20 protein-coding genes are annotated in these 14,527 nt (G+C 36.2%); 15 read left to right on the top strand and 5 right to left on the bottom strand.

Features of this window, described 5'->3' with window-relative positions; all coding sequences use genetic code 11:
- Positions 1 to 98: 98 nt before the first annotated feature.
- The 4 genes from HW275_RS11630 to HW275_RS11615 form a co-directional block, all read right to left on the bottom strand.
- On the bottom strand, positions 99 to 1,127 hold the full coding sequence (locus HW275_RS11630) for a site-specific integrase (protein WP_178936709.1): 1,029 nt from the start codon (positions 1,125 to 1,127) through the stop codon (positions 99 to 101).
- A 115-nt stretch (positions 1,128 to 1,242) separates the two neighbouring features.
- Positions 1,243 to 1,842 carry a DUF4352 domain-containing protein gene (locus tag HW275_RS11625; RefSeq protein WP_178936708.1) on the bottom strand — a complete coding sequence of 200 codons (600 nt, stop codon included), beginning with the start codon at positions 1,840 to 1,842 and terminating at the stop codon, positions 1,243 to 1,245.
- Between the two features lie 109 nt (positions 1,843 to 1,951).
- A complete protein-coding gene (locus HW275_RS11620; protein ID WP_178936707.1) occupies positions 1,952 to 2,665 on the bottom strand; it encodes a hypothetical protein in 714 nt (237 codons plus the stop codon).
- 25 nt (positions 2,666 to 2,690) lie between these two features.
- A complete protein-coding gene (locus HW275_RS11615) occupies positions 2,691 to 3,122 on the bottom strand; it encodes a helix-turn-helix domain-containing protein (protein WP_178936706.1) in 432 nt (143 codons plus the stop codon).
- 166 nt (positions 3,123 to 3,288) lie between these two features.
- Between HW275_RS11615 and HW275_RS11610 the strand changes: the two genes are divergently transcribed.
- A complete protein-coding gene (locus HW275_RS11610) occupies positions 3,289 to 3,537 on the top strand; it encodes a helix-turn-helix transcriptional regulator (protein ID WP_178936705.1) in 249 nt (82 codons plus the stop codon).
- A 95-nt stretch (positions 3,538 to 3,632) separates the two neighbouring features.
- Entirely contained in the window at positions 3,633 to 3,794 is a 162-nt protein-coding gene (locus HW275_RS11605; protein ID WP_156436617.1) for a hypothetical protein, read from the top strand.
- Here the strand turns inward: HW275_RS11605 and HW275_RS11600 are convergent.
- Complete coding sequence (locus HW275_RS11600) at positions 3,772 to 4,038, bottom strand: hypothetical protein (protein ID WP_178936704.1); 267 nt, start codon at positions 4,036 to 4,038, stop codon at positions 3,772 to 3,774. The two genes, HW275_RS11605 and HW275_RS11600, sit on opposite strands and share 23 nt — an antisense overlap.
- A 117-nt stretch (positions 4,039 to 4,155) precedes the next feature.
- On the opposite strand from HW275_RS11600, the gene HW275_RS11595 reads away from it, so the two are divergent.
- From HW275_RS11595 to HW275_RS11540, 13 genes are all read left to right on the top strand, one after another.
- Positions 4,156 to 4,503, top strand: coding sequence for a hypothetical protein (locus HW275_RS11595; protein WP_178936703.1), 348 nt, complete (start codon positions 4,156 to 4,158; stop codon positions 4,501 to 4,503).
- A 1-nt stretch (position 4,504) separates the two neighbouring features.
- Positions 4,505 to 4,627 carry a hypothetical protein gene (locus tag HW275_RS12495; protein ID WP_255460108.1) on the top strand — a complete coding sequence of 41 codons (123 nt, stop codon included), beginning with the start codon at positions 4,505 to 4,507 and terminating at the stop codon, positions 4,625 to 4,627.
- A 63-nt stretch (positions 4,628 to 4,690) separates the two neighbouring features.
- Positions 4,691 to 4,864 (top strand): hypothetical protein, encoded by a 174-nt coding sequence (locus tag HW275_RS12615; protein WP_370464355.1) that lies wholly within the window; start codon positions 4,691 to 4,693, stop codon positions 4,862 to 4,864.
- Between the two features lie 11 nt (positions 4,865 to 4,875).
- Positions 4,876 to 5,643, top strand: a complete 768-nt coding sequence (locus HW275_RS11585; RefSeq protein WP_178936701.1) for a hypothetical protein — start codon at positions 4,876 to 4,878, stop codon at positions 5,641 to 5,643.
- Positions 5,577 to 5,786, top strand: coding sequence for a hypothetical protein (locus HW275_RS11580; RefSeq protein ID WP_178936700.1), 210 nt, complete (start codon positions 5,577 to 5,579; stop codon positions 5,784 to 5,786). The genes HW275_RS11585 and HW275_RS11580 overlap by 67 nt, the downstream gene beginning before the upstream one ends.
- Positions 5,770 to 6,036 carry a hypothetical protein gene (locus tag HW275_RS11575; protein WP_178936699.1) on the top strand — a complete coding sequence of 89 codons (267 nt, stop codon included), beginning with the start codon at positions 5,770 to 5,772 and terminating at the stop codon, positions 6,034 to 6,036. Before HW275_RS11580 ends, HW275_RS11575 begins: the two co-directional genes overlap by 17 nt.
- On the top strand, positions 6,026 to 7,183 hold the full coding sequence (gene dnaN / locus HW275_RS11570) for a DNA polymerase III subunit beta (protein WP_178936698.1): 1,158 nt from the start codon (positions 6,026 to 6,028) through the stop codon (positions 7,181 to 7,183). Before HW275_RS11575 ends, dnaN begins: the two co-directional genes overlap by 11 nt.
- A gap of 18 nt (positions 7,184 to 7,201) precedes the next feature.
- Positions 7,202 to 7,432 (top strand): hypothetical protein, encoded by a 231-nt coding sequence (locus HW275_RS11565; RefSeq protein ID WP_178936697.1) that lies wholly within the window; start codon positions 7,202 to 7,204, stop codon positions 7,430 to 7,432.
- 83 nt (positions 7,433 to 7,515) lie between these two features.
- Entirely contained in the window at positions 7,516 to 8,061 is a 546-nt protein-coding gene (locus HW275_RS11560; RefSeq protein WP_178936696.1) for a hypothetical protein, read from the top strand.
- Positions 8,061 to 9,251: a DUF2800 domain-containing protein gene (locus HW275_RS11555; RefSeq protein WP_178936695.1), complete on the top strand. Its 1,191-nt coding sequence runs from the start codon at positions 8,061 to 8,063 to the stop codon at positions 9,249 to 9,251. Before HW275_RS11560 ends, HW275_RS11555 begins: the two co-directional genes overlap by 1 nt.
- Position 9,252: 1 nt before the next feature.
- On the top strand, positions 9,253 to 9,819 hold the full coding sequence (locus HW275_RS11550; protein ID WP_178936694.1) for a DUF2815 family protein: 567 nt from the start codon (positions 9,253 to 9,255) through the stop codon (positions 9,817 to 9,819).
- Positions 9,758 to 11,860 (top strand): DNA polymerase, encoded by a 2,103-nt coding sequence (locus HW275_RS11545; protein ID WP_370464354.1) that lies wholly within the window; start codon positions 9,758 to 9,760, stop codon positions 11,858 to 11,860. The genes HW275_RS11550 and HW275_RS11545 overlap by 62 nt, the downstream gene beginning before the upstream one ends.
- 15 nt (positions 11,861 to 11,875) lie before the next feature.
- On the top strand, positions 11,876 to 14,269 hold the full coding sequence (locus HW275_RS11540; protein ID WP_178936693.1) for a virulence-associated E family protein: 2,394 nt from the start codon (positions 11,876 to 11,878) through the stop codon (positions 14,267 to 14,269).
- Positions 14,270 to 14,527: the final 258 nt, after the last annotated feature.

The following is a 14,527-nucleotide window of genomic DNA, read 5'->3' as shown; positions in this document are numbered from 1 at the left end:
TACGTAATTTTTTAACGGTAGTATACAAGTAGTATACAAATTTGCTAGCGAGCTATGCATAAAAAATACCAGGATATTTGTTCCCGGTATTGCATTTATTAATTTATTTTCTCCATTTCCTTTCTCATTTTCTCAATATTAGTGTGAGTGTACTTTCTTGTCATTTTGATATTAGTGTGGCCTAAAATCTGAGTTATCGCACTCTCATTAGTTGACACATCTGTTATCATTGTTGCAAAGGTGTGCCTTGTATCGTGTACAGTATGCTCCATTCCCAGTTTTTTCATTATCTTCATAAATTCATTCTTTCTGAAATTATTGTATAGATAATATCCTTCTTCTGACTTATTTGGGATTAGGAAAAATGTTTTGTTGGACATTCTTCTAGTTATAAGTGGAAGTATTTTGGGGTGTATCGGGATTACTCTATTTTTACCTGCTTTAGTTTTATTTCCACCAATTATAGTATTTTCTTCAAGGTTTATATTTTCTTTTGGAAGTTTTAACAGTTCATTTATTCTCATACCTGTGTAAATTAATATGAGAATTACATCAACGTAATCAAATTCGTTCAGATTAGTCCATAATATAGCAATTTCCTCTTCTGTAAATACTTTTCTTTCAATTTTATTTCTATGTTTAGGAAGTTTTATAAACTGACTGTAGTCCTTATCTATAATATCCAGTTCCATAGCTTTTTTTAGCACCAGTCCAATAAATGATTTTAAATTCTTCAAAGTTCCAGTCGAGAGTTGAGGCATACTGTCGATAAAAGTTTGGAGTTCAATAGTTTTTACATCTCTAATTTTTTTATTGTGCAGCGGCTTTAAATACCTGTAATACATTTTATAAGACTTTAATGTTAAATTTTCAATTGTTTGTTCCTTTTCTTTAATAAATCTATCCATAACCTCTCTAATCGTAATTTTTTCCAGGTCTATGTCATAGGGATTGGCATTGTATTCAGCGAGGGCCTGCATAGCCGCTTTTCTTGTTTCAAAATATCCTATATATTTAAAAGTTTGTTTTCCGTTATTGCTATAACCAGTTGTAATTCTGGCACCAAAGGGCTTTCTTCTTTTTCCACCCAGTTTTATAACGGATCCATATCCATTTGGATTTTTCATAAAAAAATCACACTCCTTGTATTGAATTTTAAAGGTTTGTGTGATATACTTCTATTGGTGTTTGTGAGTATATCACATTGCTTAGTCCCTATTGCCGTAGGGGCTATTTTTTTGTTTATTTTAAATCAATTTCTATATTTCCACCTGTGTTAGAGAAAAAAGTACTTCCAAGTTTCAGTTTTAAATTCTTTGAATCCGCAATACCTTTTGGAATGTCAAAAAACACCCGCTTTTTGATTTTGACCCCAGGGTTAATGCTATCGTAGTTTAACCCATCATCCACCATAATCATAGTAGGCGAATATTGAGTGTCCTCTGAAAAAAGCTGGAAACTTCCCGAATCAAGAGAAATCATCTCTTTCGATATGTTTTTTATTGTAACGTGTAGAATCAAAAATTTATTATCCTCTCCATCAGGTTTGAATGATAAAAAACCACTTTTATCGCTAACACTAGATGCCGAAGTCTTATCGTTTACTGTAAGTTCAATATTTTTAGTATTCACAGTATCTCCTATTTTAAATTTTTCAATCTTATCTTTCTCGTTAGGTGTTGATGTTTTAGCTGTACTGGATACATTGTTTTTATCTTTTCCTATATTTCCAATAATCCCAATTACAATTAGTACAACCAGTAAAATAAACCACCATCGCTTGTAGATAGGTTTTTTCTCATAATAGATCTTTCCGTCCTCTCCAATAATTTTTCTTGCCATAATTCTTCCTTTCTATAATTGTGGTTTTATAAATCCGATAATCGTTTTCTTAACTAAACTTATCCAAGTTAATCTGCTAAGTTTAACAGTTTTTGTTGCGATGATTTTATTATAACGCATCTGATAGTAGGTTGGTAATTTCGTTGCAATCAACAAAAATTCCAATATTATTATTTGCTTTATTTAAAGTGGTAATATTAGAAATTATAATTCCCCCAATATAATACCTAGAGTTTCCAAAATTATCATTGGCAATATACACAGCGGGGCTTCCGTCGAACATATGGACATCCCAAGTTGCGATTACAGAATGCCCTGTGTCAGTTCTATCTAAAAACACTAGAACATTGTTTGATATTGGGTTTTTAGAAGCTCCGCCTAAATAACTGTATGTAATATATTGTACACTCCACTGGCTTGGTTGTAGGAAATTAGCTCTCATACAATATCTTATGCTAGTTAGTATATTTTTATTGTAAACTTTGTTTTTATGCACAATCTCATTTCCTGCCACTTTTAAATCGTTAAGGGGAATGTACATTAAATAATCACTTTGCCCAACATGAACCCTTGAAGAAACATTGAACTCTAATTCTTGAGTAAGATACTTTCCAATAACAGTTACAACGATGTCCCCGTCAAAATCTAAGATTTCATTGTTTTTAGGGACGATGAGCCCCATTTCATCATTTTCTCTAAAAAATACTCCTTGAGTAAAAATTTCATAATTTTTGTTGTTTTTCTTTATCATTATGTTCAATCCTACGATAGAATCCCCAGGATTATACATGCTTACACCATTATTATAGTTACCAAATACCATTTTATATTAGCCTCCATTTTTAATTTTATTTTATGATGTTGTTATAACTTGTTAATGTCCCTATATCCATGTCTATGAATTTCAGTAACATTTCATAAATAATAGTAATTTTATCGACATCTAAACGGTTTAACATATTTACTATATCAGATATTTTGGAATCCAAGTCAGCGTTTCCACCAAGGTTAATGTCCGACAATTTACGTTTTATGTTTGTTAATCCTATCAAATAATTCATGTCAACATCAAAGAATTTAGCGTATGCTATTATGTGTTTATTATCTGGAACTGCTGTTCCATTTTCCCAACGAGACATCATACTCTTATTAATTTTTAAGTCAAATTTAGATGAGAGTTTTTTACATAAATCATCCATGCTCAAACTATTCTCTGGGTGTCCGATAGGCTTTCGCAGTTCTTTTAATCTATCACCGTACTTAAATTTAACATTTTGCATAAAATTATCACCTCCTTAAAATTCTTTATTGTCAGTAGTATTATACCACAAGTTTCAGAAAAAGCAAGTTTTTGTTATTTTTTTAAAAAAGTTGTTGACAAAGAAACTTTTTTGTGATACACTTGTGTTATCGTAAGTGATAACAAAAAATAATTTGGGAGAGGATGTGAAAAATGACATGTACATTAGATTGAAGCAATTCCTGATAGAAAAAAACATAAAAAATAAGGACGTTGCTTCCCAACTTGGGATGTCTGAAGGTAGTTTCAGCAAGAAAATTAATAACAGAAAAGGTGCAGACTTTAATTTGATTCAGGTGAGAAAAATATGCAAGATGTATAATTTAGATCCAAATGTTTATTTTTTTTCAAACAAAAGTTTCTTAAACGACAACATAATGAAACACAAAACTTAAAAATAACAAAAGGCGAGTTAAAATTGATGAGTATTGCAAACATCTAAAAAAATGCTGGTTGGAACGAGAAAAATTAAATAAAGAAAGGTGGAGAGATGGAAAAAGAAACAAAAAATGAATGGAGACGATTTAAACCAAAAGGGACGGAAGAAGAAATGGAAGAATTAGATCGCCTAATGTCAGAAAAAGAACTAACAAGAGACGATTTAATCTTAATTTTTAAATGTTTAGAGCCTATATGGAAGAATATTTTGTAATCAATCTATCTAAAATATCTTTTAACTCTTCTTTGGAATAAGCGTACAGCATGTCTTGTCTGTCAAGACGATTGTCAGTATTCCAAACATAGATTATGGCTTTGTATGATCCTTTAGAATTTAACCCTGATATTTCAAAATCGTATTTGTCTAATTTAAGGTAAACGCAAGGTTCTTTGTCAACAGTTTTAACAGAATATTCAGGGCCTAAAAATTTCAAAGTTTCATTAAATTTTTTACCCATAATGAAATTAACCTCCTTTCAGTTGTAAGTTGTTTTTATTATACCTTGAAGGGAAAGGAAAATCAAAATAAAAGGAAGTGATTAAATGAAGCATAAATATCGTCAAGGGACTAAGTAATGAGAAAACAAACACCAAAAATTAAAGGGACGGCAATCCCAGAAAGGAAAAAAGCTATGGAAGTTTCGGAATCCTGGATAAGGAAACAGGCTACAAAATTGCAATTGACAATAAAGGAAGCCGCTGAATTTGTTGGAAAAGGGCAGCAATATGTAAGAGTCGGCTTACAGACAGGAAGACTTAAATTTGGAACTGCAATACCAAAATTCAAGGATGAAAAAGATGAGCAAGCAAGAAGAAGGGCTGGGAAGCACAATTGGGATTACGATATTCAACGTATTCAAGTTGAAAAGTACGTTGGGATAACATATGAAGAGTTTTTAAAAATGAAATTTGGAGGAATTTAAAATGAGATATGATGCTTTAGTAATGGTAAACAATCAAAATAAAGAAACAAGAAGAAAAATGGAAGAAAGAAAAATTAAGAACAGAATCAAGAAACTTGTAAGAAAGGTTGGGTTATCGAAATGACAGTCAGGGAAAAACTTGAAATAGAAATGGACAAGGAAGAGATTAAAAAATGGGAGGGAGAAAATGCTGACAGTGAAAAATCTGATAAAGATAATATTCCTGATAACAATGACAGTTCTTATACAGCTGGAAGTGATTAAGGAAAAAGGGCGATGGGTTGCTGGAGGAAACTTGGCATTTCCAATACTGCTGGCTGTACTTCTTTGGTGGAACTGGTTTTTTAAGAAATTGAAATAGTGGAGCAGGTTATGAAATTAAAAAGGAAATTAAGAAAGCAGAAAGAAAAGCGGGAACTGGTGTCAAAGGCACTGGACTATAAAGAGTTTTCAGCACAGAAGAACGAAAAGACAAAAGTTTTCTCAATGATGGCGTTGTCAAATCTGTGCAAGCATTACAGAAATTATTTCAACATACCGGGCATTACGGACGAAAATCTTGTAAATGGCGATACAAAAATACCTGTGCTGACTGAGAAAAATACCCTCTGGTGCACTTTTAAGCTTGAGGACATTATTCAAAGAACTTTCAGGGCTGTAAGCAGGCTCATACAGGAATATGAGTATGAGGATCTGCAGAATCCGAACCAGCGTAAGATAAAAGATTTTAAAAATGAATTTGTGATTGTTGAGTTTTCCAAGATGTATCAAAAAGAACTGATGGAATTAAAGTTCGGATTTGGTAAATATCTGAAAAGCAATTACAAAGAAACCGAGAAGGCTTTGAAAGAGATGATTGTGCTGTTTGCCTACTATGAAATATTTAAAAAGCAAATCCAGGACAAACTGAATGATTTTAGTAAAAACAACAGGATGTACATGAAAACTTTTATCACGAAGACAGACAGGAAATTTGAAGAAATAAAAGATGTCATTATAGAAGGCGGAGAACCTGACTTTAAAAAGGATATGTTGGAGCTTCTGAAATTTGAGGAGGCTGGAATTAAGATCAGATGGATAGGATACAACAGGAAAACAGCTTTGAAAATGAAGCTTCAAGGAAAAAAAGTGGAGGTATAGAAATGAGAGAAATTAAAGCCGATAAAGATGAACTTTTGATAGATGGAACTATTAAATGTGAATCAGAAGAGGATTATTATATGATACTTGATGAGCTTTACAGAGATAGAAGGGAGGAAATAGAAAATGAGAACTTTGACTGAGACTGATGTTCCGATAGGAATAAATGGTGAAATTCATTATGCTGATGTGATGGTGCATGGAAGCGTTTCAGAAAAGACAGAATGGATATTGGAAGAGTTTAAAAAGTTGCCACTACATCTTCAGGAAAAAATGCTGAATAATTTAGAAATTCTGCGAAAAAAAATGCCGATACTGCAAATATCGACAACATATAAAAAGAAACTAAGTAATTATACCACTAAGAAAGGAAAAATGCAACATGTCAGATAAGTTAAATGCGACAGTTAAAACTTGGGAGCTTTTGGAAGCCGTTAAAGTCGTGGAAAATTTTATAAGCAGTGAAAGAATAGGGAAAGACTACCTTAAAGGAGTCTGTATCGAAACAGACAGAAAGGAAAACACCTTGATTTTGAGAACTACGGATCTGAAAATGGCTGCAAAAGTTGAAATATTGGGACGAGTAAATAAGGATGGGAAAGCTGTGGTTTCGTGCAAAATCTTTAAAGGTTTATTAAAGGTCATCTCTGATACTGATGTCAGCATAGCAATTGAAAAAGATAAAATGATTATTCAAACGGAAAATTCTAAAAGTACAATTTCCTTAATGGAGGATGCGGAGTTCCCGGTATGGGTTGGGGTAGACAAACTAAAATATTATTCAGTGCGAATATCAGATTTGAAAAATCTCTTTGAGAATGTAAAATTCTCTGCCTCAGTTAATTCTGAAAATGAGGCAGTGAATTGTGTAAGACTTGAGTACGAAGAGGAAAAATTGAAAGCCGCTGGAACAGATACATACAGATTGTCCTACGCTGAAATTGATTTAAAGAATGTTGAGGGACACCCAGGAGAAAGACTTAATGCAAGCGTTCCTTTGAAAGCGATTGACGGGATTGTTAAGTCTATGAAATCAAAATTAATAATACCTAGAGTAAAAGTGCTGATCACTTGTGGCGAAGATAAGATCTTGTTTAAGTTAGCGGGAATTGAAATTGTGTCTGAATTAACTAGGCTAGAGTTTCCGGATTATAAAACTATAATTAAGAATTTGAATGTGGATAAACAAGCAATTCTTCATACAAAAGATTTTATTGCTGTACTTAAGAGGGCTTACTCCATAGCAAAAGGCAACAAGGAAGCTAAAAATGGTGCGATATTTGATTTTAGCCGAAATAAACTGGCAATAAAATCAATTGATGAATACTCGGAATTTAAAGAAGAAATCGCAACACTTTACACTGGAGAGGATTTAAAAATATCATTGAATGTAAAATTTTTAATTGACTTTATTGGTAAAGTTAAGGATAAAACGGCAGTGATGAAAATATTAAACAATAAAAGTACTGTACTCATAAAAGGTGAAACTGATGATAACTGGATATATCTGACAATGCCTTTGGCGTTGAGAGAATATTAATTAAGGAGGATAAAAGAAATGGCAGAAAAGTTAAAACTACCAAAAAGACCGGTATTAAAATATGAAAAGGATTACGGCTACCCTATCAGGATTAGGAAAGCGACACATACCCTGCTTGACACTGTGTCAGATGAAACTGGATGGAGCAAGGTGGATGTAATCGCAAAAATGGTGGAGTTCGCTTTTGACAATATTGAATGGGTAAGTGCTGAGGAGTACATAAAAAAGGACAAAGAAGGTGCTGAATAATGAAACTGGAAGTACAAAAAAACAATTGTCAAATGAAAGCAAAATAGATGAAATTATAAAATTGATGAAGGAGATATTAAACAATGGAATTAAAATTAGTGATCGAGATTGAAGAAGGAAGCAAACCGATAATTGAGAAATTTTCAGAGGCGTTACTGCTTTTAGGAAATACAACAACTATTTCAAATCCTGCCGGAACAGTAGTTGGAAAAATTCAGAAATTTATGCAGACGACACGTGCAGAAGATGAGTATGTTAAACAAGAGATGAAAAATTGGCAGACTAACGATGTAAAAGAAGTTGAAGAGAAAAATGACAATGCGGAAAAGTCTGAGAACATTGTGGAAAAAGCTCAAAAGAAAGTTGAAGAGAAGCCGAGAGCAGAAGCCAAAACTGTAGAAACAGAAGCGCCTAAAAAAGAAGAAGCAAGTGTTCCATCAGCAGCTGTTCCAACTTTAACACTTGAACAGTTAAGAGCTGGATGTGCTGAAATGTCAAGGCTTGGAAAAGGTGCTGAATTAAGAAATCTCATAAGAGGAGTTTACGAGATACAAAAACTGGATGACCTAGATCCTAAAAACTACGAAAGTTTTGCGGATAATTTAAGAGAGTTAGGAGTAAGAATCTAATGGAAGGAAACCACAAGGATAGAAACCACGCCCTGCTTAGTGCTAGCGGGGCCAGCAGATGGATGAACTGCAACCCCAGTGCAAGGCTTGAGGATATGTTCCCTGATTGTTCAAGCGAGTATGCGGAAGAGGGAACTTTAGCTCATGAAATATCGGAGCTGAAACTGTTAAAATATACAACTCCGATGTCGCAAAGGGCATTCAACAGCAAAATGAAAAAGCTGAAATCATATAAGCTGTACAAACCTGAAATGGAAAACTACACAGATGTTTATGTGGATAATATAAAGGAGCTTCTGATGTCATTTGATAAGCCAGGTACGGCTGAGATTGAAAAAAAAGTTGACTTTAGTGAATATGTTCCAGAAGGTTTTGGGACTTGCGACTTTGTTACAGTGGATAATGGCACTTTATACATACGTGATCTAAAGTATGGGAAAGGTGTGCCTGTATCAGCACAGGATAACCCACAGCTTATGCTTTATTCACTAGGAGCTTATCTTGAATTTTCACTGTTCAATGACATTGAAAATATAAATATGGGAATTATACAGCCGAGACTGGACATTGTAAGCATATTTGAGATTTCAGCAGACGAACTTGTGAAATGGGCAGAAAACGAAGTCAAGCCTAACGCTGAAAAAGCGTTTAATGGTGAAGGCGACTTTAAGATTGGGCAATGTACGTTCTGCAGGGCAAAGGCAATATGCAGGGCTAGGGCAGAAGCCAATATGTCGCTTGAAACAGAGATGAAACTTAAAGGGAACATATTAAGCAATGAAGAAATAGGGGAAATTCTTAACAGGGCAAGGGATGTCGTAAAATGGGTTAAGGATATTGAGAATTACTGCCAGCAAGCAATACTTCGAGGAGAGTATGTGCCAGGATGGAAAGTTGTCGAGGGCAGATCTGTAAGAGCGTTTTCAGATACTGAGAAGGCGATGGAAGTTCTGAAGGAAAAAGGAATTGCAGAAGAGCTGATGTATGAAAGAAAAGTGCTTACGTTGACACAGCTTGAGGGAGTAATAGGGAAAAAAGATTTCAATGAGTATGTAGGGGATTTCATAATAAAACCTAAAGGTAAACCTACATTAGTGCCGGAGTCAGATAAAAGGGCTCCGTATGTAAATGATGTTATCAATGCAAGTGATGATTTTATAAATTTAGACAATAATGGAAAGGATGATTAGAATGGAAAATTTAAACGGAACTAGAATAACAGTAAGAGGGAGATTAAGCTTTGTGCATGTATTTAAACCGCATGCGGCTACACCAGGGGCAGAGGAGAAATTCAGTACAACGATTCTTGTGCCAAAAACTGATGTGGAAACAAAACAGAAAATAGATGCAGCAATAAAAGCCGCTACAGAGTTAGGAGTATCAGAAAAATGGGGAGGAAAAATGCCAAATACAGTATTTACCCCAATTTGGGACGGAGATGGTGTGAATAATAGTGGAGACCCGTTTGGTCCTGAGTGTAAAGGGCATTGGGTTTTTACGGCCTCTGTAAAAGTTGACTATCCTCCACAAGTAGTTGACAGAAGAGTGCAGCCTATAACAGATCAGAGTGAAATCTACAGCGGATGTTACGCAAATGTGGCGGTTAATTTTTTCCCGTATTTGTTCCAAGGGAAAAAAGGAATAGGTGCAGGATTAGGAAACGTACAGAAAATTAAGGACGGAGAAAGCCTTGCAGGTGGAAGAACCGCCGAACAGGATTTTGATGTTGTCGATGACGAAGATGACGCTTTATATTAATAGAATTTTAGATAACTGCGTAGGAGTTTTTATCCTGCGTAGTTATTCCAGACTAAGGAAGGATAAAAATCAGATGGATGTATTAAACATAGATATCGAAACGTTCAGCAGTGTGGATATAGCAAAAGCGGGGCTTTATAAATATGCTCAGAGTGATGATTTTGAAATCCTTCTTTTTGCTTATTCGCTAAACGGTTCTGATGTAAAAGTTGTGGATCTAGCTCAAGGGGAAAAGATTCCCATTGAAATAATTGAAAGATTAAACGATGGGAAAACTTTACTGCGAGCCTACAATGCCGCATTTGAGTGGTACTGTCTTAATCAGGCTGGGTATTCAACATCATTAAATCAGTGGGAGTGTACAATGATTCATGCGTATTATGCAGGCTATCCTGGCGGACTGGAAAAAGTTGGTAAGGCACTAGGATTTAAGGATGACAAGAAAAAATCAGCAACAGGGAAGGCTCTTATAAAATACTTCAGTGTTCCCTGTAAGCCTTCAAAGAGAAACGGTGAGAGAACCAGAAATATGCCGCACCATGAACCTGAAAAATGGCAACTGTATATCGAGTATAACAGGCAGGATGTTGTGGCAGAAATGGCAATTGCCGATAAACTTAGAAGCGTCGTTGTTCCTGGATTTGAGTGGGATTTGTGGAGAACAGACATAAGAATGAATACAAACGGAATCAAGATTGATACAGAACTTGTTGATAGCGCTTTGTATGTAAGTGATACCTGGAATGAGCATTTAATGGAAACTGCAAGACAGATAACAAAGCTCGACAATCCAAACAGTACGGCTCAATTGTCAAAATGGTTAAAAGAAAATGGTGTAGAAGTAGAAAACTTACAAAAAGCAACTGTGAAAAAACTGATTGATGAAACTTCAGGAGATGTGAAAAAAGTGCTTGAGATAAGGCAGGAACTTAGCAAGACAAGTACTAAAAAATATGTGGCAATGAGAGAAGCGTTAGGAAATGATGGAAGAGTAAGAGGACTTTTACAGTTCTATGGAGCCAACCGTACCGGACGCTGGGCTGGAAGGCTTGTCCAGGTTCAGAATCTTCCACGAAACTACTTAGCAGATCTTGACGACGCAAGGGAAATTGTAAAAAGAAGAGATGTTGATACGTTAAGCGTTTTATATAGCAACATACCTGATACTTTGTCACAGCTAATACGTACGGCTTTTGTTCCAGAAGAGGGGAAGAAGTTTGTAATCGCAGATTTTTCGGCAATAGAAGCAAGAGTGATTGCCTGGCTTGCTGGAGAGCGATGGAGAACTGAAGTATTTAGAACTCACGGAAAAATTTATGAGGCGTCAGCTTCACAGATGTTTGGAGTTCCAATTGAATCAATCGCAAAAGGTAAAGAAAATTATCATTTGAGGCAGAAAGGGAAAATTGCTGAACTTGCACTGGGGTATCAAGGCGGACCAGGTGCATTGACCGCAATGGGTGCGATAGACATGGGGCTTACTCAGGAAGAGCTGCCTGAAATAGTACGGATGTGGCGAAATTCAAACCGCAGAATAGTTGACTTATGGTACAGCCTTGGAAACGCCGCAGTAGATGTAATTGAATCGGGCTCAAGGGTGGCAGTAAAAGACCTGTTACTAAGTAGGGAAGGTGATTTGGCAAATGGTATGGATTTTTTCACCATAACGCTTCCAAGTGGGCGTAAATTATATTATGCCAACCCTGGAACTAGGGAAAACAGCTGGGGTTCGCAAGTTATAACTTACAAATCGAGCAATCAGACAAGCGGAAAATGGGAAATTACTGAAACCTATGGCGGAAAACTAACGGAAAATGTAGTTCAGGCTATAGCAAGAGACTGCCTTGCGGTATCAATAAAAAGATTAACTGAAAAAGGATTTAAAATCGTAATGCACATTCACGATGAAGTGGTCATTGAAGCACCTATGGAAACATCTGTAGATGAAGTATGCGAAATAATGGGGCGGGATATTGAATGGGCTGAGGGGCTTATATTAAGGGCTGACGGATTTGAAACATCGTATTATAAAAAAGATTAACGAAAGGAGGAAAAAATGACAAACAGGGAAATAATAATATCGACCGCTGGAAGCAGGAGAGAATCACACTGGAAAACTGAAAAGCTACTGTGGAGCGAATTTATTAAAAGACTTGAAAATCCTACAAGGACAACTGAAACATATGAAAGTTTTATGAAGCTGAGAAAATCTCAGCAGGATAATCTGAAAGATGTTGGCGGATTCGTTGCTGGAGAATTAAAAGACGGGAAGCGAAAAAACACAAATTTATTAAGCCGTTCGTTAATCACCCTGGATCTTGACAACATTCCAAGCGGGAAAACAGCTGAAGTTATGGAAAAAGTGAAAGCTTTGAATGTGTCGCATGTGATACATCCCACCCGTAAGCATTCTGAAGCTGCTCCGAGATTGAGAGTTATGTTTCTTACAGACAGGGATATGACACCTGACGAGTATGAACCCGTATCAAGAAAAGTTGCCCAGAGATTGGGGATTGAAATGTGCGACCCTACAACTTTTGAACCCGCAAGGCTTATGTTCTGGCCAAGCTGTTCGCAGGATGTGAACTATAAAATATACTACGCTTTTAACCTTGATAATCCGCCAGTATCAGTTGATGGTACACTTGGCTTGTATGATGATTGGAAAAATATGAGTGAGTGGCCACAAGTTCCCGGAGCTGAAAAAGTTACAGAAAGACTTCTTAAAAAACAGGAAAATCCATTAGAGAAAAGCGGACTGATTGGGGCTTTCTGTAAAACTTTTACCATAGTGGAAGCGGTGGAAAAATTTATTCCGGAAGAGTATGAAATTTCTGATGATGGTAAAAGAATGACTTATACTCAGGGGAGTACGTTTGGCGGGGCAATAATTTACGATGATGTTTTTGTCTATTCGCACCATGCAACAGATCCTTGTGGTGGGAAACTATGTAATGCTTTCGATATGGTAAGACTCCATAAATTTTTTGATTTAGACGAGGATTCAAAGCAAGGGACGCCTACAAGCAAGCTGCCTTCATTTACTGAAATGTCAAGACTTGCAAGGGGAGTGAAAGAAGTGTCGGCAATACTGAATAAGGAACGGTACGAAAAGGCGGCACAGGATTTTACGACAATTGATGACGAGGACACGGACATTGAGTGGATGATCCTGCTGGCAGAAAATGAGAATGGAAAGTATTTAAAGACTATAAAAAATATAGAAATTGTACTGGAGAACGACGTAAACCTTAAAGGAAAGTTTGCAATAGATGAATTTGCAAACAGGGTTATGGTTACGGGAGCCACACCATGGGACAGCAGAAATGAGGTAAGACAGTACGAGGAAGTGGATGACAGCGGTTTAAGAAACTATCTTGAAAACAGGTACGGCCTTACCGGAGAAAACAAGGTCAATGACGCACTTCTGCTAGTTTCCCATAAAAGACGATACAACAGCGTAAGGAATTACCTGGAGAGCGTTAAGTGGGACGGCAAGCCTAGAGTGGAAACGCTTCTGAGAGACTATCTCGGTGCGGAGGACAGCATTTATACAAGGGAAGTAATGAAAGTATCTTTGGCGGCTGCAGTTGCGAGAGCCGTTGAGGGCGGAGTCAAGTATGATTACATGCCAATATTTACTGGAAAGCAGGGAATCGGTAAAAGCACGTTTTTAGCAAAGCTTGGAAAAGGGTGGTATTCTGACAGCCTTCAGACTTTTGAGGGCAAGGAAGCTGCTGAAATGATTCAGGGAACATGGATTAATGAACTTGGGGAGCTTACAGGGTTTAACCGAAGCGAAACCAATTTGATAAAGCAGTTTTTAAGTAAGCAGGACGACATATACCGTAAGGCTTACGGAAGGGTTACAGAGAGATACCCTAGGCGGTGCGTGTTCTTTGGAACTTCAAACGATTCGGAGTTTCTGAGGGACAGGACAGGGAACAGAAGGTTCTGGCCGGTTGAAGTTGGGATTGCGAAGCCTAGGAAGAGCATTTGGGATAATCTAGACAATGAGGTTGATCAGATATGGGCGGAATCCTATACAAATTATATTATCGGAACAGATTTATTTTTAACTGGAGAGGCGTTAAAGATAGCGGAACAGAAGCAGGAAGAGCACAAGATAGTAAATGTTAAAGAGGGGATTATCCTTGAATTTTTGGAAAAAGAAGTACCGGAAGACTGGCGTTTATGGGATGAAGAAAGAAGAGCTTTTTTCCATTCAGGAGCAGATAAGTCAGGAATAAAGTTGGTTCTTCGTGATACAGTATGCGCAGTTGAGATATTAGTTGAGTGCTTTGGGATGAAAAAAGGGTATATAAGAAATTCGGACAGTATTGAGATTAACGGAATATTGGAAAATATGAAAGGATGGGAACGGATAAAACACCCTTTGAGATATGGGAGTTACGGGAAACAGAGAGGGTTTAAAAGGATAAAAACATAGGACGGGCAACAAAGTCTACAATCTTTTTAGAACTTTTTAAAATTAAAGGAATTAAAGAGTGAAAATGGCAACAAAATGGGCAACAAAATGGGAAACAAACTCAAAAATGGCAACAAACTTTTGTTGCCGCAAAAATAATTAAAAAAATGAACTTTGTTGCCTGTTGCCGACTTTGTTGCCGAGATTGTTGCCGCATAAACCCTTTATTAATCATACTTACAGTATAATTGGCAACAAAGACTACAATCTTTCCTATAT

It is taken from the genome of Leptotrichia sp. oral taxon 223, assembly GCF_013394795.1.
In the GTDB taxonomy this organism is placed as follows: Bacteria; Fusobacteriota; Fusobacteriia; order Fusobacteriales; family Leptotrichiaceae; genus Leptotrichia.
The sequence above is the reverse complement of the archived record's forward strand: the minus strand, read 5'-3'. Positions and strand labels throughout refer to the sequence as shown.

Coding starts and splice junctions, on each gene's coding strand:
- HW275_RS11630 (WP_178936709.1), bottom strand. CDS start 1,127: ATGAAAAATCCAAATGGATATGGATCCGTTATAAAACTGGGTGGAAAA.
- HW275_RS11625 (WP_178936708.1), bottom strand. CDS start 1,842: ATGGCAAGAAAAATTATTGGAGAGGACGGAAAGATCTATTATGAGAAA.
- HW275_RS11620 (WP_178936707.1), bottom strand. CDS start 2,665: ATGGTATTTGGTAACTATAATAATGGTGTAAGCATGTATAATCCTGGG.
- HW275_RS11615 (WP_178936706.1), bottom strand. CDS start 3,122: ATGCAAAATGTTAAATTTAAGTACGGTGATAGATTAAAAGAACTGCGA.
- HW275_RS11605 (WP_156436617.1), top strand. CDS start 3,633: ATGGAAAAAGAAACAAAAAATGAATGGAGACGATTTAAACCAAAAGGG.
- HW275_RS11600 (WP_178936704.1), bottom strand. CDS start 4,038: ATGGGTAAAAAATTTAATGAAACTTTGAAATTTTTAGGCCCTGAATAT.
- HW275_RS11595 (WP_178936703.1), top strand. CDS start 4,156: ATGAGAAAACAAACACCAAAAATTAAAGGGACGGCAATCCCAGAAAGG.
- HW275_RS12495 (WP_255460108.1), top strand. CDS start 4,505: ATGAGATATGATGCTTTAGTAATGGTAAACAATCAAAATAAAGAAACA.
- HW275_RS12615 (WP_370464355.1), top strand. CDS start 4,691: ATGCTGACAGTGAAAAATCTGATAAAGATAATATTCCTGATAACAATG.
- HW275_RS11585 (WP_178936701.1), top strand. CDS start 4,876: ATGAAATTAAAAAGGAAATTAAGAAAGCAGAAAGAAAAGCGGGAACTG.
- HW275_RS11580 (WP_178936700.1), top strand. CDS start 5,577: ATGGATAGGATACAACAGGAAAACAGCTTTGAAAATGAAGCTTCAAGG.
- HW275_RS11575 (WP_178936699.1), top strand. CDS start 5,770: ATGAGAACTTTGACTGAGACTGATGTTCCGATAGGAATAAATGGTGAA.
- dnaN (WP_178936698.1), top strand. CDS start 6,026: ATGTCAGATAAGTTAAATGCGACAGTTAAAACTTGGGAGCTTTTGGAA.
- HW275_RS11565 (WP_178936697.1), top strand. CDS start 7,202: ATGGCAGAAAAGTTAAAACTACCAAAAAGACCGGTATTAAAATATGAA.
- HW275_RS11560 (WP_178936696.1), top strand. CDS start 7,516: ATGGAATTAAAATTAGTGATCGAGATTGAAGAAGGAAGCAAACCGATA.
- HW275_RS11555 (WP_178936695.1), top strand. CDS start 8,061: ATGGAAGGAAACCACAAGGATAGAAACCACGCCCTGCTTAGTGCTAGC.
- HW275_RS11550 (WP_178936694.1), top strand. CDS start 9,253: ATGGAAAATTTAAACGGAACTAGAATAACAGTAAGAGGGAGATTAAGC.
- HW275_RS11540 (WP_178936693.1), top strand. CDS start 11,876: ATGACAAACAGGGAAATAATAATATCGACCGCTGGAAGCAGGAGAGAA.